This is a genomic window from Sodalis sp. RH15, assembly GCF_047324255.1.
Lineage (GTDB): Bacteria > Pseudomonadota > Gammaproteobacteria > Enterobacterales > Enterobacteriaceae > Acerihabitans > Acerihabitans ligni.
In genome coordinates this window covers 3,637,370-3,663,222 of sequence record NZ_CP178738.1, presented here as the reverse complement: position 1 = coordinate 3,663,222, position 25,853 = coordinate 3,637,370, and the positions used below count along the sequence as shown (strand labels likewise).

Sequence of the window (25,853 nt, the reverse complement as noted above, 5' to 3'; positions counted from 1 at the left end):
TCAGTCTATTCAGAAAGTGACCGGGAAAGGGTATGTTAGTCGATGGACATGGGAATAGCCCCCGGCGGGAAAATTTTGTTAATAAATATGTTAATGATTAATTATTTGACCTGACCAAGGGGGGGAATGGCCTTCGGACTTATCCTGTGCGGGAAATTACTTTATAATGGCCGCCTTTCGAATGTCGGCAAAATGCCAATGCACAGCCGTCAGCCCCAATGATTATACCCAATAGCTTTTACGTTGCGGCCCATCCGGCTGCAATGTGAACGATGAGGGATATTACAGCCTTTACCCGCTAAAAATGGCAGGACGGCATGGGCTTAATTTTAAGGATATCGTGATGCGTACTGTATATTGCGGACAGCTCGATCTGTCCCATGTTGGCCGGGAAGTAACATTGTGCGGCTGGGTTAACCGCCGCCGGGACCTGGGCGGCCTGATTTTTATCGACATGCGGGATCGGGAAGGGCTGGTGCAGGTGTTTTTCGACCCCGATCGCCAGGAGGCGTTCGCTCGCGCCTCGGAGCTGCGCAACGAATTTTGTATTCAGCTTACCGGCACGGTAAGGGCGCGGCCCGACAGTCAAATCAACAGCGAAATGGCCACCGGCGAAGTGGAGGTGCTGGCAACATCGCTCACGGTCTTCAACCGTTCCGAGCCGCTGCCGCTGGATTCCAATCAAAACAATACCGAAGAGCAGCGGCTGAAATACCGTTATCTGGATTTGCGCCGTCCGGAAATGGCGGCGCGGCTGAAAGCCCGCGCCCGCATCTGCAGTTTTGTGCGCCGCTTTATGGATGGCGAAGGATTTCTGGATATCGAAACGCCGATGCTTACCAAAGCGACGCCGGAGGGCGCGCGCGACTACCTGGTGCCGAGCCGGGTGCATAAAGGCAAGTTCTACGCTCTGCCGCAGTCACCGCAGCTCTTCAAGCAGTTGCTGATGATGTCCGGTTTCGACAGGTATTATCAAATCGTCAAATGCTTTCGCGACGAGGACCTGCGAGCCGATCGCCAGCCGGAATTCACCCAGATCGACGTCGAAACCTCCTTTATGACCGCGCCCCAGGTGCGGGAAGTCATGGAACGCCTTATTCGCGAACTGTGGCGAGAAATCAAAGGCGTCGACCTGGGCGCCTTTCCGGTGATGACCTACGCCGAAGCCATGCGCCGCTTTGGTTCCGATAAACCCGATTTGCGCAACCCGATGGAAATCGTTGATGTGGGCGATCTGGTGAAAAACCTTGAATTCAAGGTGTTCTCCGGGCCGGCCAATGACCCCAAGGGGCGGGTGGCGGCGATCCGCGTACCCGGCGGCGCGCAGTTAAGCCGCAAGCAAATTGACGAGTACGCCAAGTTTATCGAAATTTACGGCGCCAAAGGTCTGGCCTATATTAAGGTTAATTCGCGCTCGGCGGGTCTGGAAGGGGTGCAAAGTCCCGTCGCCAAATTCCTCGATGCCGGCGTGCTGGAGTCGATACTGGCGCGTACCGACGCCCGCGACGGCGACATGATTTTTTTCGGCGCCGATCGTGCCAAAATCACCACCGATGCGCTGGGAGCGCTGCGCCTGAAGCTGGGCCGCGACCTGCATATCACCGACGAGCAGCGCTGGGCGCCGCTGTGGGTCATTGATTTCCCGATGTTCGAGCAGGACGACGAAGGCGGACTGGCGGCCATGCATCACCCCTTCACCGCGCCGCTGGATGTCGACCCGCAAGCGCTGGCGGCCGATCCGCTGTCGGTGGTGGCCAATGCCTACGATATGGTATTGAACGGTTATGAAGTGGGCGGCGGCTCGGTGCGTATCCATCGCAGCGAAATACAGCAGACGGTATTCAGCATCCTGGGTATCGAGGAACAGCAGCAGCGGGATAAGTTCGGCTTCCTGCTGGATGCGCTGAAATACGGCACCCCGCCCCACGCGGGGCTGGCCTTCGGCCTGGATCGCCTGGTGATGCTGTTGACCGGCACCGATAATATCCGCGACGTTATCGCTTTCCCCAAAACCACCGCCGCGGCCGATCCCATGACCGATGCGCCGAGTTTTGGCAATCCTGACGCGCTGGCGGAATTGTCCATCGCTGTCATCGGCAAAGGCAAGGAAGCGGCGGAACGCGGACAGCAATAAATGGCCTGGAAGCGACCGGTTTCGGTGTTGATTGTGATTTACGCCCGGGATAGCGGCCGGGTCTTGATGATGCAGCGTCGGGACGATCCCGATTTCTGGCAATCGGTCACCGGCAGCCTGGAAGGAGAGGAAACTCCCGCCGAGGCGGCGAAACGGGAAGTGTGCGAGGAAACCGGCATCAATATCGATGCCGAGCGCCTCCCGTTGCTGGATTGCAAGCGCTGCGTCGAGTTTGAAATTTTCAGTCATTTGCGCCACCGATATGCGCCGGGAGTGACGCGTAATACAGAATATTGGTTCAGTTTGACGTTACCCTCTGAGCGGGAGCCTAAGATAAGCGAGCATCTCGCTTTCCAATGGCTCCGCGCCCCACAGGCTGCCTTACTGACCAAATCCTGGAGTAATCGGCAGGCGATTGAAGAATTTGTTATTTATCCGGCCTGAAGAGGCTTATTTCGGAGAGAGTTATGGCAGGTCATAGCAAGTGGGCCAATACCAAGCATCGTAAAGCGGCCCAAGACAGTAAACGCGGCAAAATCTTCACCAAGATCATTCGTGAATTGGTGACCGCCGCACGGCTTGGCGGCGGCGACGTGGGGACCAATCCCCGTCTGCGCGCCGCGGTGGATAAAGCCCTGGCCAATAATATGACGCGCGATACCCTCAATCGCGCCATCGCGCGGGGCGTGGGCGGCGATGACGATACCCAGATGGAAACCATTATCTATGAAGGCTACGGCCCCGGCGGAACGGCGGTGATGGTTGAATGCCTGAGCGACAACCGCAACCGTACCGTCTCCGAGGTCAGGCACGCCTTTACCAAAACCGGCGGCAACCTCGGTACCGATGGCTCGGTTTCCTATCTGTTCACCAAAAAAGGCGTCATCTCCTTTGCGCCCGGCCTGGACGAGGATCGGGTGATGGACGCAGCGCTGGAAGCCGGTGCGGATGATGTGGTCACCTATGACGACGGCGCCATCGATGTCTACACGACGCCGGAGACGTTCGGTTCGGTGAAAGATGCGTTGGAAGCGGCCGGTTTGCACGCCGAGGAGTCCGAGGTGGCGCTGATTCCGTCCACCAAGGCGGATCTGGACGAGGAAACCGCCCCCAAGCTGCTGCGCCTGATAGATCTGCTGGAAGATTCGGACGATGTGCAGGAAGTCTATCATAACGGCGAGATCTCCGATGAGGTGGCGGCGACCCTGTGACCGGCATGTTGGCTTGGCGGCCAAACCCGGCGGCCGGTATCGGGCGATGACGATTATTCTCGGTATCGACCCCGGTTCGCGCATCACCGGTTACGGTATCATCCGTCAGCAGGGACGGGTGCTTACCTATCTCGGCAGCGGTTGCATCCGCACCAAAGTGGATGATTTGCCTACCCGGCTGCAGCTTATTTATGCCGGCGTCAGCGAGATCATTACGCAATTTCAGCCGGATTTTTTCGCCATCGAGGAAGTTTTTATGGCGAAAAACGCCGATTCGGCGCTGAAGCTGGGTCAGGCGCGCGGGGTGGCTATCGTGGCGGCCATGAACCAATCGCTGCCGGTGTTCGAGTATGCCGCCCGTCAGGTGAAGCAAACGGTGGTGGGCAATGGTTCGGCGGACAAAGGCCAGGTACAGCATATGGTGAAGCTGCTGCTGAAGCTGCCCGCCAGCCCGCAGGCGGATGCCGCCGACGCGCTGGCCATCGCCATTACCCATTGCCATGTCAGCCAGAACGCTATCCGGGCGGGCAATAGCCGGCTGAATCTGGCCCGCGGCCGGTTAAGCTGAGGGGTGGGGGCTGGCGCCAGCCGGGGTTGCGGGGCCTGTGCCGGCCGGGCACGTCGAGGCTCCATCAGCATGGTCTCCCTTTAACACGGCCTTTGCACGTCCGGTGATCGCGGGCCTACCGTGCCATGGGGCGCTCGGGCAGGCGGGAAAACCACGCCTGCTTCGACCCCATCGGCACGGTCTCCCTTTAACACGGTCGTTGCACGTCCGATGATCGCGGGCCTGTCAGGCTATACGGCTGGATATTCATCCAGCCTTTATTATGTTATAAATGTTAGCCATGGGTCGCTGACTCAACGACAATTAAAAGGAAGGTCAACGTGATTGGACGCCTAAGAGGCATCATTCTGGAAAAGCAGCCCCCGCAGGTGTTGCTTGAAGTTCAGGGAGTCGGCTATGAAGTGCAAATGCCCATGACCTGCTTTTACGTCCTGCCGGAAACCGGCAAGGAAGCCATTGTGTATACCCACTTTGTGGTGCGCGAGGATGCGCAACTGCTGTTCGGTTTCACTAACCGCCAGGAGCGCGCCCTGTTTCGCGAACTGATTAAGGTCAACGGCGTCGGCCCGAAGCTGGCGCTGGCTATTCTATCCGGCATGTCGGCGCAGCAGTTTGTCAATACGGTTGAGCGCCAGGAAATCAGCGCCTTGATCAAGCTGCCCGGCGTCGGCACCAAAACCGCCGAGCGGCTGGTGGTGGAAATGAAAGATCGCTTTAAAGGGATGAACGGTGAATTATTCGCCCTCGGCGGCGGCGATCTTCCCGCCAGTATCCCCGTTAACGCTGCGTCTGCGGACGATCCTGAATCTGAAGCGGTTGCCGCCTTGGTGTCATTGGGTTATAAACCTCAGGAGGCCAGCCGGATGGTGAACAAAGTGGCGCGGCCTGATGCCGACTGTGAATCGCTAATCCGCGACGCCCTGCGCGCCGCGCTGTGAGGTAATGGATGATTGAAGCAGATCGTTTAATGTCCCCTTCCGTGGTGATCCCCGACGAGGTGGTGGACCGGGCCATCCGGCCGAAAACCCTCGACGATTACATCGGACAGCCGCACGTGCGCGAGCAGATGGAGATTTTCATCCAGGCGGCGAAGCTGCGCGGCGACGCGTTGGACCATCTGCTGATTTTCGGCCCGCCCGGCCTGGGTAAAACCACCCTGGCCAATATCGTCGCCAATGAAATGGGCGTGAATTTACGCACTACTTCCGGGCCGGTTTTGGAAAAACCCGGCGATCTGGCGGCCATGCTCACCAATCTTGAACCCCACGATGTGCTGTTTATTGATGAAATCCACCGCCTTTCCCCGGTGGTGGAGGAAATTCTCTACCCGGCGATGGAAGATTACCAGCTGGATATCATGATCGGCGACGGCCCTGCGGCCAGGTCAATTAAAATCGAACTGCCGCCCTTTACCCTGGTGGGAGCCACCACCCGCGCCGGTTCCCTGACCTCGCCCCTGCGCGATCGGTTCGGTATCGTGCAGCGCCTGGAGTTCTATCAGGTAGCGGATCTGCAGCATATCGTCAAACGCAGCGCCGACTGCCTGGAATTAAGCATCACCGAATCCGGCGCTCATGAAATCGCCAAACGGGCGCGGGGTACGCCGCGTATCGCCAACCGGCTGTTGCGCCGGGTGCGGGACTTCGCAGAAGTGCGCGCCCAGGGCGTCATTACCGACGATGTGGCGGTGAATGCCCTGGATATGCTGAATGTGGATACCGAGGGCTTCGACTTTATGGACCGCAAGCTATTGTTGGCCATTATCGATAAATTCGTCGGCGGCCCGGTGGGATTGGATAACCTGGCGGCGGCCATCGGCGAAGAGAAAGAAACCATTGAAGATGTGCTGGAGCCCTTTCTTATCCAGCAGGGATTTATGCAGCGCACATCACGGGGGCGCATCGCTACCGCCCAGGCCTATAAGCATTTTGGTATCGCGCGGGACGAGCTGTAGCTGCTCATTGGCGTCATGGCGGGGCTTATCATCGCCCCCGGCGAACCGTAAAGCCGTGCCCTGAGTTCAGGCCCGTTGCCTGCTGAACAAACTCAGCAAAAACAGCACGGAGGCGCAAAGCACCACCGACGGCCCGGCGGGGGTGTCGTAAAACGCCGAGAAAGCGAGTCCGCCGGTGACGGCAATCATGCCGGCCGCTATCGCCAGCAGCGCCATCTGTTCGGGCGTACGTGAAAACCGGCGGGCGGCGGCGGCCGGAATGATCAGCAGCGACGTGATGATAAGGGCGCCGACAAACTTCATCGCCAGTCCGATGGTGAGCGCGGTCAGCAGCATCAGCAGCAGCTTGACCCGCGGCAGGCGGATACCGTCCACATGGGCCAGCTCCGGGCTGATGGTTACCGAGAGCAGCGCCCGCCACCGCCAGGCCAGCAATGCGAGCACCACCGCCACGCCGCAGGCGATCAGCACGATATCGTCCAGGGTCACCGACAGCAAATCGCCGAACAGATAGGCCATCAGATCCACCCGCACGTTAGACATCAGGCTTACCACCACCAGTCCCAGTGAAAGCGCGCTGTGCGCCATAATCCCCAGCACGGTGTCAATGGCCAGCTGCGGGAAGCGTTCCAGCCACACCAGGCCCAACGCCAATACCAGCGTCACCGCGATCACCGCGTAAAACGGATTGACATTCAGCAGCAATCCGAAAGCCACTCCCAGCAGCGACGCATGGGCCAGCGTATCGCCGAAATAGGACATTTTGCGCCAGACCACGAAAGATCCCAACGGACCCGCCGCCATGGCCAGCAGGATGCCGGCCAGCCAGCCCGGCAATAGCAGCGCTAGCATGACCGGCAGCTCTCCCGTTCCGCTACCGTCTCTCCGCTCAGGTCGTGGCCATGGTTGTGGTGGTGACGGTAGACGGCCAGCGCATCCGCGCCCTGATAACCGAACATCGCGATATAATCGGGATGGGCGGAAACGACTTCCGGCGTGCCCGAGCAGCAGATATGCTGATTAAGGCACAGTACTTCATCGGTTTTGGCCATGACCAGATGCAGGTCATGGGAAACCATCAGTACGCCGCAGCCCAGGGTATGGCGGATTTGCTGGATAAGCTCATAAAGCGCCGCCTGGCCGGCGATATCAACGCCCTGGGTCGGCTCATCCAGCACCAGCAGCTGCGGCCGATTGAGCAGGGCGCGGGCCAGCAGCACCCGCTGCATTTCGCCGCCGGACAGTTTCTGCATCGGCTGCGCCAGCAAATGGGCCGCATGCACCCGCGCCAGCGCCTCGGGCAATTCCTGCTTTTCCACGCCCGGACGCAGGCGCATGAAACGCTCTACCGTCAGCGGCAGGGTGGTGTCCAGATAAATTTTTTGCGGAACATAACCGATACGCAGCCTGGGGTCCCGCACCAGCGTACCCGCGTCAGCGGGTATCAGGCCGAGCACCACCCTAACCAGCGTGGACTTGCCTGCGCCGTTGGGCCCCACCAGCGTCAGGATCCGTCCGGCACGCAGGGAAAACGAGATATCGCTGAGGACGCGCCTGGCGCCGAAACTGACGGATATATGGTTGAGTGTGACCAGAGTTGACATGTTAATTACGGTTGCGAAACGGCAAGAATGTTATAATATCACACGCCCAAGAGTTGCCGAAGAGAATTATCATTATGAATCCCCGCCATAAAAAAGGGTTCCGGCTGTGGCTGGCCGGCATTTTACTCCTGTGCGCCATCGGCGGCCAGGCACGGGCGAATATACTGGTCTCCATTCGTCCGTTGGGGTTTATCGCCTCGGCCATCGGTGAAGGCGTTACCGGGACAGATGTGCTGCTGCCGGACGGCGCATCGCCTCATGACTACGCCCTGCGCCCCTCCGATATCGGGCGCATCCGGGATGCCTCCCTGGTGGTCTGGGTCGGGCCGGAATTGGAAGCGTTTATGGCCAGGCCGGTGACGGCGCTGCCCGCGGCCAAGGCGCTGACATTGTCCGCGATCCCGGCGATTAAACCGCTGCTGATGAAAGGCGGCGACCATGACGACGATGCCTCCGGCGCCCATGATCCGGCGGATGATGCCGACGACCATCATGGCGAATACAATATGCATATCTGGCTGTCGCCGGAAATAGCCGCGCAAGTCGCCATTGCCATCCACGATCGTTTAGTGCAGCTGTGGCCGGATAAGAAAGCCCAAATAGACGAAAATCTGCTATTTTTCACCACATCCTTGACAAAAAATGACAAAATAATCGCTACAATGCTATCGCCAGCGAGCGGGAAGGGGTATTTCGTGTTTCACGATGCCTATGGTTATTTTGAAAAACACTACGGTTTAACCTCCTTGGGTTATTTCACCATCAATCCCGAGATACAGCCCGGCGCCCAGGCACTACATAACATTCGAACTCAGTTGGTTGAGCATAAAGCCTTGTGCATTTTTGCTGAGCCACAATTCAGGCCGGCCGTCATCAATGCCGTGGCCAGAGGGACCGATGTGCGCATGGGCACGCTGGATCCCCTGGGAAGCGGTATCGCTTTGGGCAAGGACAGTTATAGCCATTTCTTGTTTCAATTGGCGAACCAATATATGAGCTGCCTGAATAAAAAATCATGAGGATAGGAATCGGTGCAGCAGTTAGTTCGTTCTATTACCTTGGCGTATAACAATCTGCCAAGACCCCATCGCGTGATGTTGGGGTCATTAACCGTCATCACTCTGGCCGTGGCCGTATGGCGGCCTTATGTCTACTCTCCCGTTATGGGACCCTCCACCAGCCGCACCGTGCCGGCGGGAGCACAGCCCGCGCGTGACCTGGCGCCGGAAGCCAGCGAACCCATTGATCAGTCCCCCGCCGATAACGACGACGATGTTCCCCTTGCCGACGATCTTGACGAAAAAGTCGCCGGCGAAACCGGTGTGCATGAATATGTCGTTTCCACCGGCGATACCTTGGGCAGCATATTGACCCAATACGGCATCGATATGTCGGATGTTTCGCTGCTGGCCCAGCGGTTTCCCCAGTTGCGTAATCTGAAGATAGGCCAGAAAATCTCCTGGACGCTGGATGGCGGCGGCGAGCTGCAGCGCCTGAGCTGGGAGATGTCGCGCCGGGAAACCCATACCTACGATCGCCTCGACGGCGGTTTCAAGGAGAGCGTGGCCAATCAGGCCGGCGAATGGAGCAATGCCATGCTGACCGGCACCGTGGACGGCAGCTTCGTCACCAGCGCGCGCGCCGCCGGCCTGTCCGGCCCGGAAATCAATTCGGTTATCAAAGCGCTGCAGTGGCAGCTTGATTTCCGTAAGCTACAGCAGGGCGATCGGTTCGCGGTGCTGACATCAAGGGAAATGCTTAACGGCCGCAGCGAACAGAGCGAATTGATCGGGGTGCGCCTGCGCACCGGCGACAAGGATGTTTATGCGTTCCGCGCCAGCGACGGAGAGTTTTACAACCGGGACGGCGCCGGGCTGGCGCAGGGCTTTATGCGTTTTCCCACCGTCAAGCAATTCCGGGTATCGTCCAATTTCAGTCCCCGGCGCCTTAATCCGGTTACCGGTCATATCGCCCCCCATCGCGGCGTGGATTTCGCCATGCCGGTGGGCACGCCGGTGTTGGCGGTGGGCGACGGCGAAGTGGTTGAGAGTAAAAACGGCAGCGGGGCGGGCAACTATGTGACCATCCGCCATGGCCGGCAATACATGACCCGCTATATGCATTTGAAAAAACTGTTGGTGAAGCCGGGGCAACAGGTGAAACGCGGCGATCGCATCGCCTTGTCCGGCAATACCGGCCGTTCCACCGGTCCTCACCTGCACTATGAAATCTGGATAAACCAGCAGGCGGTGAATCCGTTAACGGCCAAGCTGCCCCGCACCGAAGGGTTGACCGGCAAGGATCGGCTCGACTATCTGGCGCAGGTCAGGGAAGCAATGCCGCAGCTGCAATTCGATTGATATGGTATCTTAGGGCAACCGACAAGTCATTGGTTGCCTTATGATGTTTATTAACCGAGCGGCGTAAATGGGAAGAAGAGGCTGGCACCCTCCGGTAATCGACAGTAGACAAAAGACAGTTGAGATTTGCATGGAAAAGAATAATAAAACCAACGTGGTGGAATTTGTCCCCGAGTTCAAGAGGGAATTTTTCTTGCCCCGTTACTGGGGCGTCTGGTGCGCCATCGCCTTGATTACCGGCGCGGCATTTATTCCGGCCCGCTGGCGGGATCCGATGTTGGGCGCCATGGGACGCCTGGTGGGGCGGTTCTCCAAGGGCGCCCGCCATCGCGCGCGGGTTAACCTGCGCTACTGCCTGCCGGAACTTACCGATGACCGGCGGGAAGCCATCATCGACGACATGTTCGCCCTGGTGCCGCAATCCACGGTGCTGCTGGCCGAGCTGGCCTGCCGCAGCCCGGAACGGCTGCAAAAAAAAGTCATTTGGCACGGCAGGGACGTCATCGAGGCAGTACAGGCGCAGCAGCGCAATATCATCTTTCTGGTGCCGCACGGCTGGGCGGTGGATGTCCCGGCCATTCTCATGTCCTCAACCGGCCAAAAGGTCTCGGCGATGTTCCACAATCAGCGCAACGAACTGGTGGACTATATGTGGAACCGGGTACGCCGCCGTTTCGGCGGTCGCATGCACGCCCGTAACGACGGTATAAAACCGTTCATCTTCTCCATACGCCATGGCTATTGGGGCTATTATCTGCCCGATCAGGATCATGGCGCCGAACACAGCGAATTTGTGGATTTTTTCGCCACCTATAAAGCCACGCTGCCGGCCATCGGCCGCATGATGAAGATATGCCGGGCGGCGGTGATTCCGCTCTTTCCGGTATACAACGGCAAGACCGGAGAACTGCATATCCATATTCGACCGCCGATGGACGATATCGCCGATGCCAGCGATCATGATATCGCCCGCCGCATGAATGAAGAAGTTGAAATGCTGGTTCGGCCGAACCCGGAACAGTACGCCTGGATCCTGAAATTACTCAAAACCCGCAAACCCGGCGACCCGGATCCCTATAAGCGCTAGTCCCGCCGCGGCGGCAATAGGGCAAAATAAAGCCGGCTGATGGCCGGCTTTTCCTGTATTGACGCAACGGTCGCCTGGGCGGGTTACTCCACCCGCAGGATCCGGCTGGTATTAGTGGTGCCAACGGTACTCATGACATCCCCTTGGGTAACAATCACCAAGTCCCCCGACATCAAAAAGCCCTTATCCCGCAGCAAATTAGCCGCCTCGGTGGCCGCGAACACCCCTTCGCCGTCGCTGTTGAAATAGACCGGCGTTACCCCGCGGTACAGCGCCGTGAGGTTCAGCGTATGTTCATGACGGGACAGAGCGAAGATCGGCAAACCTGAGCTGATACGGGACATCATCAGCGGTGTGCGGCCGGATTCCGTCAGCGTAATAATAGCGCTCACCCCTTTCAGGTGATTGGCGGCATACATGCTGGACATGGCAATAGCTTCTTCGATGTTGTCGAACTGTACGTCCAGGCGGTGCTTTGACACATTGATGCTGGGGATTTTTTCGGCGCCCAGGCATACCCGGGCCATGGCGGCCACGGTTTCCGCCGGGTACTGGCCGGCGGCGGTCTCGGCGGATAACATCACCGCATCGGTCCCGTCCAGCACCGCGTTCGCCACATCCATCACCTCAGCGCGCGTGGGCATCGGGTTGGTGATCATCGATTCCATCATCTGAGTGGCGGTTATCACCGCGCGATTCAGTTTACGGGCGCGGCGGATCAATTTTTTCTGGATACCCACCAGCTCCGGATCGCCGATTTCCACCCCCAGATCGCCGCGCGCCACCATGACCACATCGGAAGCCAGGATAATATCGTCCATGGCTTCGTCGCTGGCCACCGCTTCGGCGCGTTCCACCTTGGAGACAATCTTGGCGTTACAGCCGGCATCGCGGGCCAGGCGGCGAGCGTAGTTCAAGTCTTCACCGGTACGCGGAAAGGAAACCGCCAGATAATCCACGCCGATTTTCGCGGCGGTTAGAATATCGAGTTTGTCTTTTTCAGTCAGGGCCGGGGCCGACAACCCGCCGCCCATCTTATTGATGCCCTTGTTATTGGACAACGGGCCGCCCACGGTGACCTCGGTAAACACCTGCGTACCGATGACTTCCAGCACTTTCAGCTGTACCCGCCCGTCATCAAGCAGCAGAACGTCGCCGGGCACCACATCGGCGGGCAACCCCTTATAATCGATACCGACTCTTTCCCTATCGCCTTCACCCTTGCCCAGATTGGCGTCAAGTATGAACTTGTCCCCCAGGCTCAAGAACACTTTGCCTTCCCGGAAGGTAGACACACGGATTTTTGGCCCCTGTAAATCACCCAGGATCGCCACATGCCGTCCCAGTTTTGCCGCAATCTCGCGTACCTTGTTGGCCCGGATCAGGTGATCTTCAGCAGTCCCGTGGGAAAAATTAAGGCGAACCACATTGGCGCCGGCAGCAATAACTTTTTCAAGATTATTGTCACGATCGGTGGCTGGCCCCAGCGTGGTTACAATTTTGGTTCTTCTGAGCCGTCTGGACATGGATAACTCCGTTGACTTGGACATTATTGGTGTAGCAAAAACGTCGTATCATCGTTTCATCGCGGTCATGGTTTATTCTCGACTGCGGATGAAACTGATTCGGCTGTGTTAAAGCATTCCTCGTCTTAGTGGCATACAAAGCTCTTTCCGTAGCTTTTTTCGTACCCCAGTGAGAGGTTATTTTTCATATAATACCGTATCAATCAAATTTATATGCTGCTGAGTCTACCTTATCAAAGCGTGATTCCTTCAGGGCCTCCTTGACCCGCTTCAGGTTATCCCTGAATTTGGCCCCGCGGCGCAAGGTAAAGCCGGTGGCCAGAACGTCTATCAGCGTTAATTGCGCGATACGCGATATCATGGGCATGAAGACATCGGTATCCTCGGGCACATCCAGGGCCAGCGTCAAAGAAGCTTCACGAGCCAGCGGCGAATAAGGCGAGGTTACCGCGATAACGGTTGCATCATTCTCGCGCGCCAGCTGCGCCAGGTCCACCAGCATTTTGGTTCTGCCGGTATGGGATATCAGCACCACCACATCCCCTTCGCTGGAATTCATGCAACTCATGCGCTGCATAACAATATCCTCGGAATAGACAATGGGGATATTGAAGCGGAAAAATTTGTTCATCGCATCATGCGCCACCGCGGCGGAAGCCCCCAAGCCGAAGAAGGAGATTTTTTTGGCCTGGGTGAGCAAATCCACCGCCCGGTTGATGGCGGCGATATCCAACCGGGTTTTTACCTGCTCCAAACTGGCCATGGTGGATTCGAAAATTTTCAGCGTATAGGAATCGACGCTGTCGTCTTCATCCACATTACGGTTTACATAAGGTGTACCATTAGCCAAACTCTGAGCAAGCTGTAATTTAAAATCAGGATAACCCTTAGTATCCAAACGACGACAAAAACGGTTGACTGTGGGCTCGCTGACTTCGGCCATCCGGGCCAGAATGGCGATACTGGAATGGATAGCGGTCTGGGGCGTGGCGAGGATGACTTCCGCCACTTTACGTTCAGACTTACTCAGCAACTCCATATGGCTATTAATCTTTTCCAGCATGTTCATAAGTGGATTGCTCATGGTTTTAACCGATTTCACACAAAGGAGAAATCATTACCGATTTGATGAAATATACTACGAGCCGGAAGGCAAAGGCAGCTAATCCGGCGAACACAACGAGTTTTTTACCAGACTATGACCCGTGTCTAACTTTCAAAAGTGTAATATATTGACATTATTGTTTGTAAATTACATTTTGTTTGCGGTAAGTAAGATGTTGCATGCTGAAAAATGTGATTTATTGGGGATTTTTCTGGTGATTTACTGGTTGGCGTCAAAAAAAACCTTTTAAAATGTAATAAAATTACAAACATCCTGCACGAGGAGAGGAACATGGCGTTAACATCCATTGCCCAGGCATGCGATCTGGTGATTTTCGGCACAAAGGGCGATTTGGCCCGGAGAAAACTGCTGCCTTCGTTGTATCAGTTGGAGAAAGCCGGATCCATAAACCCTGATACCCGTATCATCGGGGTAGGCCGTGCCGATTGGGACGTGAAAGCTTATACCAAGGTGGTACGCGAAGCGCTGGAAACCTTCATGAAAGAGACTATCGACGAAAAGCTCTGGAAGACGCTCAGCGCGCGCCTGGATTTTTGTAATCTCGATGTAAACGAAACCAAACATTTCTCCCGCCTGGGGGAAAAGCTCGACCAGGAAAACCGTGTTACCATCAACTACTTTGCCATGCCGCCCAATACCTTCGGCGCCATTTGCCAGGGTTTGGGAGAAGCCGGGCTGAACAAAGAGCCGAGCCGGGTCGTCATGGAAAAACCCCTGGGTACCGATTTAGCCTCTTCTCAGGTCATTAACGATCAGGTGGCGAAGTACTTCAAAGAGTGCCAGGTCTATCGCATCGACCATTATCTCGGTAAAGAAACCGTGTTGAATCTGTTGGCGCTGCGTTTCGCCAACTCCTTGTTCGCCAGCAACTGGGATAATCGCACCATTGATCATGTGCAGATAACCGTGGCCGAAGAAGTGGGCATTGAAGGGCGCTGGGGATATTTTGATAAAGCCGGCCAGATGCGCGACATGATTCAAAGCCATTTGCTGCAGATTCTGACCATGATTGCCATGTCGCCGCCGTCGGATTTAACCACCGATCGCATCCGCGACGAAAAAGTGAAGGTACTGCGCTCTCTGCGGCCCATTGATCATACCAACGTGCGCGACACCACCGTTCGGGGACAATATACCGCCGGGTTTGTCCAGGGTAAGAAAGTACCGGGTTACCTGGAAGAAGAGGGCGCCAATAAGGCCAGCCATACCGAAACCTTTGTTTCAATCCGGGTGGATATCGACAACTGGCGCTGGGCGGGGGTTCCTTTTTACCTGCGCACCGGTAAACGCCTGCCCACCAAATGTTCCGAAGTAGTCATCTACTTTAAGAATCCGGCGCTCAATCTGTTCCGCGACTCCTATCAACAGCTGCCGCAAAACAAACTGACCATCCGCCTGCAGCCGGACGAAGGGATGGATATTCAGATCCTTAATAAAGTCCCTGGTCTTGATCACAAGCATCGCCTGCAAACCACCAAACTGGATTTGAGCTTTACGGAAACCTTCAACCAGGAGCATCTGGCGGACGCCTATGAGCGGCTGCTGCTGGAAACCATGCGCGGCATCCAGGCGCTGTTTGTTCGCCGCGATGAGGTTGAGGCGGCGTGGACATGGGTGGACTCCATCATGGAAGCCTGGGAGTCGGACAATGACGCGCCGAAACCTTATCAGGCGGGCACTTGGGGACCGGTGGCCTCGGTGGCCATGATAACCCGTGACGGCCGCTCCTGGAATGAATTCGAATAAGTTAACTTATACCCTTTGCCTAACAGGCAAGACTGGAGACACCAAGTAATGAAGAATTGGAAAACAAGCGCGGAAAGCATCCTGACAGCGGGTCCGGTTGTGCCGGTTATTGTTATCAATAAGCTGGAACAGGCGGTACCGTTGGCGAAAGCGCTGGTGGCCGGCGGCGTTCGGGTGCTGGAAGTGACCCTGCGCACCCCGTGCGCCATCGATGCCATCCGCGCCATTGCCAAAGAAGTGCCGGAAGCCATCGTCGGCGCCGGCACCGTTACCAATGTTCAGCAATTGGCCGAAGTGACCGCCGCCGGCGCGCAGTTTATCATCAGCCCCGGGGTAACCGAGCCGCTGCTGAAAGCCGCCACTGAAGGCAACATCCCGCTGATTCCGGGGATCGCCACCGTGTCCGAACTGATGCTGGGTATGGAATATGGTTTACGGGAGTTCAAGTTCTTCCCGGCTGAAGCCAACGGCGGCGTGAAAGCGCTGCAAGCCATCGCCGGACCCTTCTCCCAGATCCGTTTTTGCCCCACCGGCGGGATTTCACCCAAGAACTACCGTGATTACCTGGCGCTGAAAAGCGTGCTGTGCATCGGCGGCTCCTGGTTGGTGCCCAACGACGCGCTGGAAGCGGGCGACTACGCGCGCATCACCGAACTGGCGAAAGAAGCGGTCGCCGGCGCTAAAGCGTAATAACAAAGGCTCCTTCAAGGAAGACTTTCAGACTGCTGACAAACGTACTCGGCGATAATAAGGAGGGACAGGCTGCCGGAAGAGTAAACCGTCCGCGCCAGGGATGGCGCGGATCGAGCCCCCAGGGACGGGTTCACGGCGTGTTTACGATCTGGTAGCCTGTCTCGACCGGGCACCTTGTCAACAAGCTCAAAGGCCCCTGCATTGGGGCCTTTGCTTCACTTCCCCTGCACGTTAATCGCCGCCGCCGCTGCTTTAGCCGCGCTCACGGCGTCTTCCACCGTATCCGCCATGGCCAGAGTCACGCCCAGACGGCGTTTGCCGCTGATGGCGGGCTTGGCGAACAGCCTGATTTGTACTCCGGCCGACAGCGCCTGCTCCAGGCCGCTGAACGTCAGGTTATCACTCTCCAGCTCCGGCAGAATCACCGCCGAGGCCGCCGGACCGTATTGCCTAACGCCGCCCACCGGCAATCCCAGAAAAGCCCGTACATGCAGGGCGAACTCGGATAAATCCTGTGATATCAGGGTGACCATGCCGGTATCGTGCGGTCGGGGTGAGACTTCGCTGAAAATCACCTCGTCGCCGCGCACAAACAGCTCAACGCCGAACAGGCCAAAGCCGCCGAGGGACGTCACCACTTTTTGCGCGATATCCCGCGCCCGCTGCCAGGCCAATGGACTCATGGCCTGCGGCTGCCAGGATTCCCGATAATCCCCGTCCTCTTGACGGTGGCCGATGGGTTCGCAAAAGTGAATGCCGTCCACGGCGCTGATGGTCAGCACGGTAATTTCAAAATCGAACTGCACCAGCCCCTCCACAATCACCTTGCCGCCGCCGGCCCGACCGCCGAGCTGGGCATAATTCCAGGCGGCGTCCAAGGTATCGGCATCCCTTACCAGGCTTTGTCCCTTGCCGGATGAGCTCATTACCGGCTTGATAATAAGCGGAAAGCCGATAGTCGCCACCGCCTGTAAAAGCTCCGCGGGATCCTGGGCGAAACAATAGGGCGAAGTGGGCAATGCCAGCGTTTCCGCCGCCAGGCGGCGTATGCCTTCGCGGTTCATGGTCAGCCGGGTGGCGCGGGCGCAGGGGACGACACGATGACCGAGCTGTTCAAGGGTTACCAGCATATCGGTGGCGATGGCTTCGATTTCCGGCACGATAAAATCCGGCTGTTCCCGCTCGATGAGCGCGCGAAGCGCGTCACCGTCCAGCATATTGATGACATGGGAACGATGGGCCACATGCATCGCAGGCGCATCGGCATACCGATCGACGGCAATCACCTCTACCCCCAGCCGCTGACACTCAATGGCCACTTCCTTGCCAAGCTCGCCGGAACCCAACAGCATGACTTTGGTTGCGCCGGGACGTAAAGCCGTTCCGATAGTTACCATTTTTTTCCCCTGACCTGATAAAAATTGCGCGCAGTATAAACGAAATCGTTTGCCTATGCAGCAGGACTAGGTAGCATGCCGGTAAATCCCTTTGTATCAATGGCTAAGCCAAACGGTTAAAGTGTTATCTTTTGCTTCGGTAACTATAAATCCCTTTCTCAAGCGAATTTTAACAGGCTATTATCATCTAATACCCTGAAATACGGATAAACAGTACATGTGGAGGATCTATGCATAAAACGGGACCCGGTCTGTTGGGGGCATTGGTGCTGGGACTGATCTTGTCCCCTCTGGCGACGGCGGCCGATCAGACTCAGTCAGGTACGGCGGAACCCGCCGCCCAGTCATCGTCCGACGCCGGCTCTGCGGCGCAATCACCCTCCGCCCAAACCCAGGCGACGCCGAACGCTACCGATAACGCCACCCCCCAGCCACCGGCGACGGGGCAAAACAGCGCCCCTGCGGCCGCGACACCCCAGACGCCGTCCGCCGCCGCTCCCGCGCAGCCATCGCCCCCGGCCAACGCCGTTCCAGCGCCGGCCGATACCTCGCCGGTACCGCCGCCGGCCCCGACCGATACTGCGCCGGCTCAGCCTTCCGCACCGGCCAACGCCGTACCCGCCCAACCGCCGGCGCCGGCCAATAATTCTTCCGCACCGGCTAAACCCGCACCGGCCAAACCCGCGCCCGCCAAACCGGCTCCGGTGAAAAAGGCTACCGGCGATAAATCCAACGCGGCCAAAACCACCGCGGCGGAACAGGCCAAAACAGCTGCCAGGAATCCGCCGGTGCAAACCTTCGCCGTAGCGCCTTGCCCGGATTTGAATGCGACGCAAGTAGCGGAATTAATCCAGCAGGATTACACCCAAAACCGGTTCCCACGTTTTGCCGATGATAAACAGGCTTTAGGCGACACCATGGTGGCCTGGATCAATCCGGAAGAGGTGACGGGCACCGGCGACAGTTGGCAGGCGCCGTTGAAAATCCGCGGACAAACCGCCGATCGCAGCTACGGGATTACCCTTGACTGCCAGAAAGGCGTAATCAGCTATACCTTGAGTAAATGAGTTAATATTTTTCCCCATAATTGTCTCAATATACCCTAAATAATTCGAGTTGCAGGAACGCTAACGCGCCTGCAACTCGAAGTATGGGGGTATAAACTGAATACCGCCGAATGCCTGTTTCATTGAGGTGCATCCGCAAGCTCCCCGGTCATTGTTTTCCCCGACGCATCACTTGTGGCCCGGCACCGCTTGGCATCCTGGAATATTCGTGCCACTCTGTTTCTTATGCAGAATTTAAGTAAGGGTATGTATGATTTTTCCACCAATAGCCGATAAAAGACCGCACCGCCTCACCATGCACGGTGATACCCGCGTGGATGATTATTACTGGCTGCGTGATGATAAGCGCGAAGACCCGGCGGTGCTCGATTACCTGGCCAAAGAAAATACCTATGGCGAGGCCATGATGACCGGCCATGAAGAATTGCGCCATAAGCTGTTTACCGAAATGGTGGAGCGTATTCCGCAACAGGATCGATCCGTACCCTATGTCCGGCGCGGCTATCGTTACCAGAGCCGTTATGAAGAGGGCAATGAATATGCCATCTACACCCGCCAGTCCGTGGATCTGGACGAACAGCAGGACGAGTGGGAGGTATTACTCGACGGCAACAAACGGGCGGCGCAAAGCGAGTTTTACACCATGGGTTCGCTGGATGTCAGCCCGGACAATTCCATTGTCGCCGCCGCCGAAGATTTTCTGTCGCGGCGGCTTTACGGTATCCGCTTCAAAAACCTGGCACGGGATTCCTGGTATCCGGAAGTCATTGAAAACGCGTCGTCAGGCTTTGAATGGACCAACGATTCCCAATACCTCTATTACGTGCGTAAAAACAAAAAAACGCTGCTGCCCTACCAGGTTTACCGCCACAAGGTGGGAACCGCAACCGAGCAGGACGAGCTTATCTATGAGGAAAAAGACGACTCCTTTTACGTCAGCGTCCATAAAACCACGTCTGAACGCTACATTATCATTGCCCTGGGCAGCACCACCTCCGGGGAAATCCTGTTGCTGGACGCAGACTCCCCACATGCCCGGCCGCAGCTCTTCCTGCCGCGCCGCCACGACCATGAATATTCGCTGGATCATTTCGGCGGGCATTTTTACCTGCGCTCCAACCGGGAGGGGAAAAACTTCGCCCTCTATCGCAGCGAAACCGCGGATGAATCCTTTTGGGAAACTTTGATCCCGGCCCGGGACGACGTGGTGCTGGAGAGCTTCACGCTGTTTCGCGACTGGCTGGTCCTCGAAGAGCGCCACCAAGGCCTCACCAGCCTGCGCCAAATCCATTGGCAAAGCGGCGAGGAAAAGGGCATAGCATTCGACGATCCCACCTACGTAACCTGGCTGGCGTACAATCCCGACCCGCAAACGCCATGGCTGCGTTATGGCTACTCTTCCATGACCACGCCCACCACACTGTTTGAATTGAATATGGATACCGGCGAGCGAAAATTGCTCAAACAGTCCCAGGTCAAGAATTTCGACGCGGAAAATTATCGCAGCGAACGGCTGTGGATCGCCGCCCGGGACGGTACTGATGTTCCGGTATCGCTGGTCTATCGCAAGGATCTGTTCAAACCCGGCCATAATCCGTTACTGGTCTATGGTTACGGATCTTACGGCAGCAGCATGGATCCCGATTTCAGCGCCAGTCGTCTTAGCCTGCTGGATCGCGGTTTTGTCTTTGCCCTGGCGCACATTCGCGGCGGCGGCGAACTCGGCCAGCAGTGGTATGACGACGGCAAGTTGTTCAACAAAATGAATACATTCAATGATTTTATCGATGTCAGCCGCGCGCTGCTTGCGCAAGGCTACGGCGATACCAAACAAGCCTTCGCCATGGGCGGCAGCGCCGGCGGGCTGTTGATGGGGGCAGTTATCAACATGGCGCCTGATCTGTTCAAAGGCGTCGTGGCGCAGGTGCCGTTCGTTGATGTCATCACCACCATGCTGGATGAATCCATCCCCCTCACGACCGGCGAATACGATGAATGGGGCAATCCGGAAGAGAAGGCCTATTACGACTACATGAAGCAATACAGCCCCTATGACCAGGTCAAGCCCCAGGCTTACCCGCATTTGCTGGTGACCACCGGCCTGCATGATTCCCAGGTGCAGTATTGGGAACCGGCCAAGTGGGTCGCCAGGCTCAGGGCCAATAAAACCGATGACCATCTGCTGCTGCTCTGTACCGACATGGACTCGGGCCATGGCGGTAAATCGGGCCGCTTTAAGGGCTATGAGGGCGTATCGATGGAATACACCTTTATTCTTTCCCTGGTGGAGTAAACCCTGCCGTTACAGGGCCGTTGCCGTCAAATGCTCCGGTCCTGCGACGCCGCGCTAAGAAAATGATTAATGCTGTAGCGCATATCTGCCGACAGGTCCTTCAGGTTTTTCAACATCCAGTCAAGATAGCCCGGATCTTCCCGTGCGATGCGCTCCATGGATTGCCCCCGGTATTTACCGAACTTCAGCGTGGTCAAGAGCGTAACCTCATTGCTCATTGCCGCCATTTGCTCCGCGCTCCAGCCGGAATCATTGATGATTTTCATCAGCAGCGCCGCGGTGACGTAACAGTCATACAAAGCGCGGTGGGGATAGAGCCCGTCAGGCACGGCAACCGACAAATTGAGGGCGTAGCGCAGGTATTGGTTGCTGTATTTCAATCCGGGATAGAGCTTGCGCGCCAGTTTCACCGTGCAAATCCACTGCCCGTGCATTTCGGGCAGCATACGGCGATCGAAAGCGGCATTGTGGGCGACGTAATAGGGACTGCCGTGATAACGGCCTATGACCTTGGCGATCCGGGGCTTATCCTCAATCATATCTTCGGTGATATGATGGATAGCCATGGCCTCATAGCCAATCGGCCGTCCGGGATTGACCAGGTCGCTCATTGCGTTGGCGAGTTTTCCGTCGATGACGTCCACCGAGGCGATTTCCACCACGCCGCCGTCGAGGCCGCAGGTTTCTGTATCGATGACACGAAATGTCATGGCCTTTCCTGTGTCGAGAGTCAAAGTCCTATTATGACCCCATCGGCAAAAACAAAAAACCCGCATCAGATGCGGGTTTAATTTCGGTTGCCTTATACGATATCCGGCTGGACCTTTTTGTTGCGCTTTTCGGCACGCTTTTCTTCAGGTGACTTCTGCGGTTTCTTTTTTGCGTCTTTCTTACGATCCATTCCCTTACTCATGATTTACCTCTCTGTAAAAGAATCGGAAATGTAGGAATGATTAACTGCCTGTTGGCCTCGATAATCAAGTCAAATCGTGCTATTTGATACCTTCAAAAACGTCGTTCACTGACATCCGTTTTTCAACGGGGCACCGCGCGGCAAGGGTTGGCGAACAATACGGCGCTCCTGTACCACCGTCCCGCCGAGGCGAGAGGGGACCCGCGATTCGGCATCATTTTTTCGGTTCGTAAGGCAAGCGTGAAAACCCCAGCGAGGCTTTACGATACTCCCCCATCCGTTCACGGAAGTAAGCACGCAAATGCTCCGGCTGCTCCCGTTCAATCTGCTCGGCTACCACCGGCATGTTATAACGCTCTTTAAAGGCCACCCCGGAAGCGGCCAAATCAACGTTGATCTTGTCCATCGTTTCGCTGTCAAGTTTAGCCAGATTATACGCCATCACTCCTCCGCAAGCGCTTATGGGGTCGCTGCTAAAAATAAAGTACCCGGCAAAAAAACGCAAGGAGACTTACTGCCTCACAATACAAATAATAATCGTTTGTATTAGCTGATATAATGAGAATAAGATTTAATTCGCATGCTGTTATTTTTCAATAAAGTTTGATCTTAATCATAATACTAATCAATCTCAGTTAGGATTTTATACATAAAAGAACATTTCACAAAAAGGGATAATTTCAATGTATTGATAAAATTAGGTATTTTTATTATTTTTTATGACAGGTTAGTTAAAGGTTTAAAAATTGTTACCATGTAGGCATAATGATTGAGTATATTTTCTTTTAACGAATCACAGGAATTTCGCCCATGCTAAAACAAGAAATGGCAAAAAAACTGAATGAACAATTAAATCTGGAATTCTTTTCCGCCAATCTCTATTTGCAGATGAGCGCCTGGTGCAGCGATAAAGGTTACGAAGGCGCTTCCGCTTTTTTAAAGACCCAGTCCCTGGAAGAGATGGATCATATGCGGCGGTTGTTCGATTATCTCAACGACACCGGATCCATGCCGGTCCTGGGCGCCATTGAAGCGCCGCCCACCGATTTTGCCTCCCTGGCGGAATTGTTCAAGCGTACCTATGATCACGAACAGATGATCACGCTCAAGATCAACGAACTGGCTCATGCCGCCATGACTCAGCAGGATTATTCCACCTTCAACTTCCTGCAATGGTATGTTGCCGAACAGCATGAAGAAGAAAAACTGTTCAAGTCCATCCTGGACAAATTGTCCCTGGTGAATACCAGTAGCAGCGGCCTGTTCTTTATCGATCAGGATTTGAAAAAAATGAACGGCGGCGAGAGCACCGGCGCGCCGGTCTAAAAGCTGAATGATAGCCCCCGCCGGTGGCGATCCGGCCGGCTAAAGCCGGTTGGGATTCTATCAGGTGAAGATGGCGGCAGTATTAGAGTATGCTCGACTTAAGTCCTTGCAATCGTTATTATCTGCTGGCGTCCAGCTTAGCGGAGTCACATTGCCGGGGCTTTTTTGTTTCTGGCATACTGAAGGAAAACCGGTAACGGCGCGTTGGACGGCACAGTGTCGGTTGATCCGACATTGCTAATATTCAGTATAAGGAACAGCCGTAGATGCCAATGAAACGTATTGTCCTGCCTTTCTTCGCGCTGCCGCTCGCGTTTTAACGTCAAATAAATGCTAATCCTGGAAGCCTGTTTTTCGGCCAGTCGTTTTATTCACGTTGCTGCGGTGATGCAACTGTTCGGAATCGCCCTGTTTAGCGAGTATCTTGCGCCGCCGGGACTTCGGCAGCGCCTGCGCTGCGCTTTCACCCGCACGGTACGCGTGCTGGGGTGGCTCTGCCTGCTGACCGCGGCGGCCATCCTGGCGCTGCAGAGCGGACAAATGGGGCAGGGGTGGCCTGATACGCTGCGCCCAAGCATCTGGCTGGCGGTCATCCACACCGAATTCGGCATGGTGTGGATTTGGCATCTATTCATCACCCTCGCCTCCGTACTGATTATCGGGCGTTCCGGTTTAGGTCCCTGGCGCCAGCGGTTACTGCTGGCGGCGGCGAGCGCGTTGCTGGTCACCCTGGCGCTTACCGGCCATACCGCCATGAGCCAGGGTCTGCGCGGTCTGCTGCAAAGAGCCAATCAGGTTATTCATCTGTTTTCCGCCGCCTGGTGGCTGGGCTGTCTGGCGCCTCTGCTTTGGTGCCTGCCGCAACTACGCCAGGCCACACGGCCGGAAGCGATGCGGGCGCTGATACATTTTTCCCAGAGCGCCCATGGGGCGGTAGCGCTGGTCATATTGACCGGTATTGCCAATAGCTGCCTGATCGTCGGGCAATGGCCCCTGGATCTTTCCGTCCTTTATCAGCGCATGTTGATGATTAAAATCGCCGTGGTGGCCATAATGGTCCTGTTGGCGGTGACCAACCGCTATCGGATCGTACCCATGATGGCGCGCCATCATCCGAGGAGTATTCATTATCTGACGATGCTGACACTGGCGGAAGTGGTGCTGGGGAATGCGGTACTGATTTTAGTGAGTATATTTGCCACACTGGAACCCTAGATAACCGTTCCGGCGTTTGGCTTTCAACCAAGAATAGGTTTGATGATGAAAATCCAGTCTCTCTTCGTTTTAGTTGCGCTGATTGCCCAAACGGCAGGGGCGGCGCAAATAGTGACTATCAGCAAGTTTCAATACGGCAAACAATGGGCTTTTGACAAGGAAGAGCTGCAGCTTCTGTGTCGAGCGGATCGCTCCGTATTCGCCCTGAACATGAGCACGCTGATGCAGTATCCCCTTAATGAAAAAGCCAACAGCGAAATGCAATCCGGTCAGGTTAAAGCCCTGCCCGTCGAAACCATTCTTTTGGACGACCCGGCAATACCCGGCCGGAAGATGAGCATTGCCCCCTTCACTGCCCGCGCGGAGCAGCTCTGCGATAAGTAAGAGTAATACCCTACGTGATTACTATGATAACAATTGACAGTGTTAATAATTGTAATCGTGCGTGATATCACAAAGTTATGATTTTGTGAATGAAGTAGGCGCTTAATGCGACGCTGTCGATGGAAAACCCCCCGTAAACTTCTATACTCAGTTACGTAAGATTAAACAGCTTACATTAATGCCAACTTTTAGCGCACGGCTCTATCCAAGAGCCATTTCCCTGGACCGAATATAGGAATCGTATTCGGTCTTTTTTTTATAAGGTAGGGTAATCAACTACTTACCTAACAAATCAGTCACTTAAGCCCATCCTGCGCTACCTATTCTACCCACTTAGATCACGCTGTGTGTGTTTTTAAATACTCATGGAGTGTATTTATTGGATATTAATAATTTTGACGGGAATGCTTCGTTGGTATTGGAACGGATCATGTCAAGCTACGGCGTCGCCACTCAAAAGGCGCTTAGTGAGGCCACCGGCATTCCGACAAACACTGTCAGCAATTGGGTCCAGCGTAATAGCGTACCAAGCAATGTCATTCTGAAATGCTCTGTTGATACTGGTGCGGACGCAAGGTGGTTGGTTACGGGTGAGCTTGCAAAAGCAGACTCCAGTCAGCCGAGTAGGGCGCTGAAAGGTAAACCGCTCTACGACAAAATCCTGGCATCTGGCGGCAAAGCCGTGCTGCGCCGTATTCTCGATGCCTACGGATTCGATACTCAAAAAGAGCTTGGCGATTTATTAAACATTTCATCCGGTACAATCAGTACCTGGGTAAGGCGCAATTTTTTCCCCGGTGATGTGGTTATCGCTTGCGCTCTTGATACCGGTGTATCCCTGGAATGGCTATCGACTGGTTCAGGCGCCATGCAAGATCTGCCAGCAGGTGTAAAGAATTCAGTCCCAGGGGCGATAACGTTGGAGTGTTTGCAATTGGTCGCTGGCAAACTTGAGCCGCAAGGGCAGTGCATTGTCGATAATCGATTTTTACCTAAAGACATAAGCCAGGATTCGTTACGTTATATTTATTCTGGGAGTAGGGCGTGGTTAATCAGTTTTGATAGCTTTGAGCTATCAAATGGGACATGGTTGCTGGATATTGATGGGACGCTAGATGTGTACAGTGTTTCGAGGCGGCCAGGAAATCGCCTACGCGTTTCGGGTAAAGATGGTGAGTTCGAATGTTCCGTTGATGAGGTCAAAGCAAGGGGGGTAGTGGCCAGTTGCATAAAGCAACTTTTATAAGGA

General features: G+C 55.7%; 24 protein-coding genes. 17 read left to right on the top strand and 7 right to left on the bottom strand.

Annotated elements, in window-relative coordinates:
* Window positions 1-343 precede the first annotated feature (343 nt).
* From aspS to ruvB, 6 genes are all read left to right on the top strand, one after another.
* Window positions 344-2,134 carry an aspartate--tRNA ligase gene (gene aspS, locus ACL2XO_RS16740; RefSeq protein WP_413741087.1) on the top strand — a complete coding sequence of 597 codons (1,791 nt, stop codon included), beginning with the start codon at window positions 344-346 and terminating at the stop codon, window positions 2,132-2,134.
* Entirely contained in the window at window positions 2,135-2,578 is a 444-nt protein-coding gene (gene nudB / locus ACL2XO_RS16735; protein WP_413741086.1) for a dihydroneopterin triphosphate diphosphatase, read from the top strand.
* Window positions 2,579-2,601: 23 nt separating this feature from the next.
* Window positions 2,602-3,345: a YebC/PmpR family DNA-binding transcriptional regulator gene (locus ACL2XO_RS16730; RefSeq protein ID WP_413741085.1), complete on the top strand. Its 744-nt coding sequence runs from the start codon at window positions 2,602-2,604 to the stop codon at window positions 3,343-3,345.
* A 46-nt stretch (window positions 3,346-3,391) separates the two neighbouring features.
* The gene (gene ruvC, locus ACL2XO_RS16725; protein ID WP_132921275.1) at window positions 3,392-3,913 is read left to right on the top strand and encodes a crossover junction endodeoxyribonuclease RuvC; all 522 of its coding nucleotides are present in this window, start codon (window positions 3,392-3,394) and stop codon (window positions 3,911-3,913) included.
* 320 nt (window positions 3,914-4,233) lie between these two features.
* Window positions 4,234-4,851 carry a Holliday junction branch migration protein RuvA gene (ruvA, locus tag ACL2XO_RS16720; RefSeq protein WP_132921276.1) on the top strand — a complete coding sequence of 206 codons (618 nt, stop codon included), beginning with the start codon at window positions 4,234-4,236 and terminating at the stop codon, window positions 4,849-4,851.
* A gap of 8 nt (window positions 4,852-4,859) precedes the next feature.
* Window positions 4,860-5,867 carry a Holliday junction branch migration DNA helicase RuvB gene (gene ruvB / locus ACL2XO_RS16715; protein WP_132921277.1) on the top strand — a complete coding sequence of 336 codons (1,008 nt, stop codon included), beginning with the start codon at window positions 4,860-4,862 and terminating at the stop codon, window positions 5,865-5,867.
* 66 nt (window positions 5,868-5,933) lie between these two features.
* On the opposite strand, the gene znuB is transcribed toward ruvB, so the two are convergent.
* On the bottom strand, window positions 5,934-6,719 hold the full coding sequence (gene znuB, locus ACL2XO_RS16710; protein ID WP_132921278.1) for a zinc ABC transporter permease subunit ZnuB: 786 nt from the start codon (window positions 6,717-6,719) through the stop codon (window positions 5,934-5,936).
* On the bottom strand, window positions 6,713-7,471 hold the full coding sequence (znuC, locus tag ACL2XO_RS16705) for a zinc ABC transporter ATP-binding protein ZnuC (protein WP_413724722.1): 759 nt from the start codon (window positions 7,469-7,471) through the stop codon (window positions 6,713-6,715). Before znuC ends, znuB begins: the two co-directional genes overlap by 7 nt.
* Window positions 7,472-7,545: 74 nt before the next feature.
* Here znuC and znuA point away from each other — a divergent pair, with 74 nt between their 5' ends.
* From znuA to lpxM, 3 genes are all read left to right on the top strand, one after another.
* The gene (gene znuA, locus ACL2XO_RS16700) at window positions 7,546-8,490 is read left to right on the top strand and encodes a zinc ABC transporter substrate-binding protein ZnuA (RefSeq protein ID WP_413724721.1); all 945 of its coding nucleotides are present in this window, start codon (window positions 7,546-7,548) and stop codon (window positions 8,488-8,490) included.
* A gap of 12 nt (window positions 8,491-8,502) precedes the next feature.
* Window positions 8,503-9,831 carry a murein DD-endopeptidase MepM gene (gene mepM, locus ACL2XO_RS16695; protein WP_413724720.1) on the top strand — a complete coding sequence of 443 codons (1,329 nt, stop codon included), beginning with the start codon at window positions 8,503-8,505 and terminating at the stop codon, window positions 9,829-9,831.
* Window positions 9,832-9,961: 130 nt separating this feature from the next.
* Window positions 9,962-10,918, top strand: coding sequence for a lauroyl-Kdo(2)-lipid IV(A) myristoyltransferase (gene lpxM, locus ACL2XO_RS16690; protein ID WP_413724719.1), 957 nt, complete (start codon window positions 9,962-9,964; stop codon window positions 10,916-10,918).
* Between the two features lie 83 nt (window positions 10,919-11,001).
* On the opposite strand, the gene pyk is transcribed toward lpxM, so the two are convergent.
* Together pyk and ACL2XO_RS16680 are read right to left on the bottom strand one after the other, a co-directional pair.
* Entirely contained in the window at window positions 11,002-12,444 is a 1,443-nt protein-coding gene (gene pyk / locus ACL2XO_RS16685) for a pyruvate kinase (protein ID WP_132921283.1), read from the bottom strand.
* 199 nt (window positions 12,445-12,643) lie between these two features.
* Window positions 12,644-13,513, bottom strand: coding sequence for a MurR/RpiR family transcriptional regulator (locus tag ACL2XO_RS16680; RefSeq protein WP_132927720.1), 870 nt, complete (start codon window positions 13,511-13,513; stop codon window positions 12,644-12,646).
* Window positions 13,514-13,840: 327 nt separating this feature from the next.
* On the opposite strand from ACL2XO_RS16680, the gene zwf reads away from it, so the two are divergent.
* Both zwf and ACL2XO_RS16670 read left to right on the top strand, forming a co-directional pair.
* Window positions 13,841-15,316 carry a glucose-6-phosphate dehydrogenase gene (gene zwf, locus ACL2XO_RS16675; RefSeq protein ID WP_413724718.1) on the top strand — a complete coding sequence of 492 codons (1,476 nt, stop codon included), beginning with the start codon at window positions 13,841-13,843 and terminating at the stop codon, window positions 15,314-15,316.
* Window positions 15,317-15,364: 48 nt separating this feature from the next.
* Entirely contained in the window at window positions 15,365-16,006 is a 642-nt protein-coding gene (locus tag ACL2XO_RS16670) for a bifunctional 4-hydroxy-2-oxoglutarate aldolase/2-dehydro-3-deoxy-phosphogluconate aldolase (RefSeq protein ID WP_132921285.1), read from the top strand.
* A 218-nt stretch (window positions 16,007-16,224) separates the two neighbouring features.
* Here ACL2XO_RS16670 and purT read toward each other — a convergent pair whose 3' ends face one another.
* Window positions 16,225-17,406 (bottom strand): formate-dependent phosphoribosylglycinamide formyltransferase, encoded by a 1,182-nt coding sequence (purT, locus tag ACL2XO_RS16665; RefSeq protein ID WP_413724717.1) that lies wholly within the window; start codon window positions 17,404-17,406, stop codon window positions 16,225-16,227.
* Between the two features lie 230 nt (window positions 17,407-17,636).
* Between purT and ACL2XO_RS16660 the strand changes: the two genes are divergently transcribed.
* Window positions 17,637-18,473, top strand: a complete 837-nt coding sequence (locus ACL2XO_RS16660; protein ID WP_413741084.1) for a YebF family protein — start codon at window positions 17,637-17,639, stop codon at window positions 18,471-18,473.
* A gap of 250 nt (window positions 18,474-18,723) precedes the next feature.
* On the top strand, window positions 18,724-20,766 hold the full coding sequence (locus tag ACL2XO_RS16655) for a S9 family peptidase (protein WP_413724715.1): 2,043 nt from the start codon (window positions 18,724-18,726) through the stop codon (window positions 20,764-20,766).
* Between the two features lie 26 nt (window positions 20,767-20,792).
* Here ACL2XO_RS16655 and exoX read toward each other — a convergent pair whose 3' ends face one another.
* Window positions 20,793-21,476 (bottom strand): exodeoxyribonuclease X, encoded by a 684-nt coding sequence (gene exoX / locus ACL2XO_RS16650; RefSeq protein WP_413741083.1) that lies wholly within the window; start codon window positions 21,474-21,476, stop codon window positions 20,793-20,795.
* Between the two features lie 417 nt (window positions 21,477-21,893).
* Window positions 21,894-22,121 carry a DNA polymerase III subunit theta gene (locus tag ACL2XO_RS16645; protein WP_203521207.1) on the bottom strand — a complete coding sequence of 76 codons (228 nt, stop codon included), beginning with the start codon at window positions 22,119-22,121 and terminating at the stop codon, window positions 21,894-21,896.
* A gap of 368 nt (window positions 22,122-22,489) precedes the next feature.
* Here ACL2XO_RS16645 and ftnA point away from each other — a divergent pair, with 368 nt between their 5' ends.
* The 4 genes from ftnA to ACL2XO_RS16625 all read left to right on the top strand — a co-directional run bounded on the left by ftnA (window position 22,490) and on the right by ACL2XO_RS16625 (window position 25,850).
* The gene (gene ftnA / locus ACL2XO_RS16640; RefSeq protein ID WP_413724714.1) at window positions 22,490-23,005 is read left to right on the top strand and encodes a non-heme ferritin; all 516 of its coding nucleotides are present in this window, start codon (window positions 22,490-22,492) and stop codon (window positions 23,003-23,005) included.
* Between the two features lie 330 nt (window positions 23,006-23,335).
* Complete coding sequence (copD, locus tag ACL2XO_RS16635; protein ID WP_413741082.1) at window positions 23,336-24,220, top strand: copper homeostasis membrane protein CopD; 885 nt, start codon at window positions 23,336-23,338, stop codon at window positions 24,218-24,220.
* A 42-nt stretch (window positions 24,221-24,262) separates the two neighbouring features.
* Window positions 24,263-24,604 carry a YebY family protein gene (locus ACL2XO_RS16630; protein WP_413741081.1) on the top strand — a complete coding sequence of 114 codons (342 nt, stop codon included), beginning with the start codon at window positions 24,263-24,265 and terminating at the stop codon, window positions 24,602-24,604.
* A gap of 379 nt (window positions 24,605-24,983) precedes the next feature.
* Window positions 24,984-25,850: a helix-turn-helix domain-containing protein gene (locus ACL2XO_RS16625; protein ID WP_413741080.1), complete on the top strand. Its 867-nt coding sequence runs from the start codon at window positions 24,984-24,986 to the stop codon at window positions 25,848-25,850.
* Window positions 25,851-25,853 lie beyond the last annotated feature (3 nt).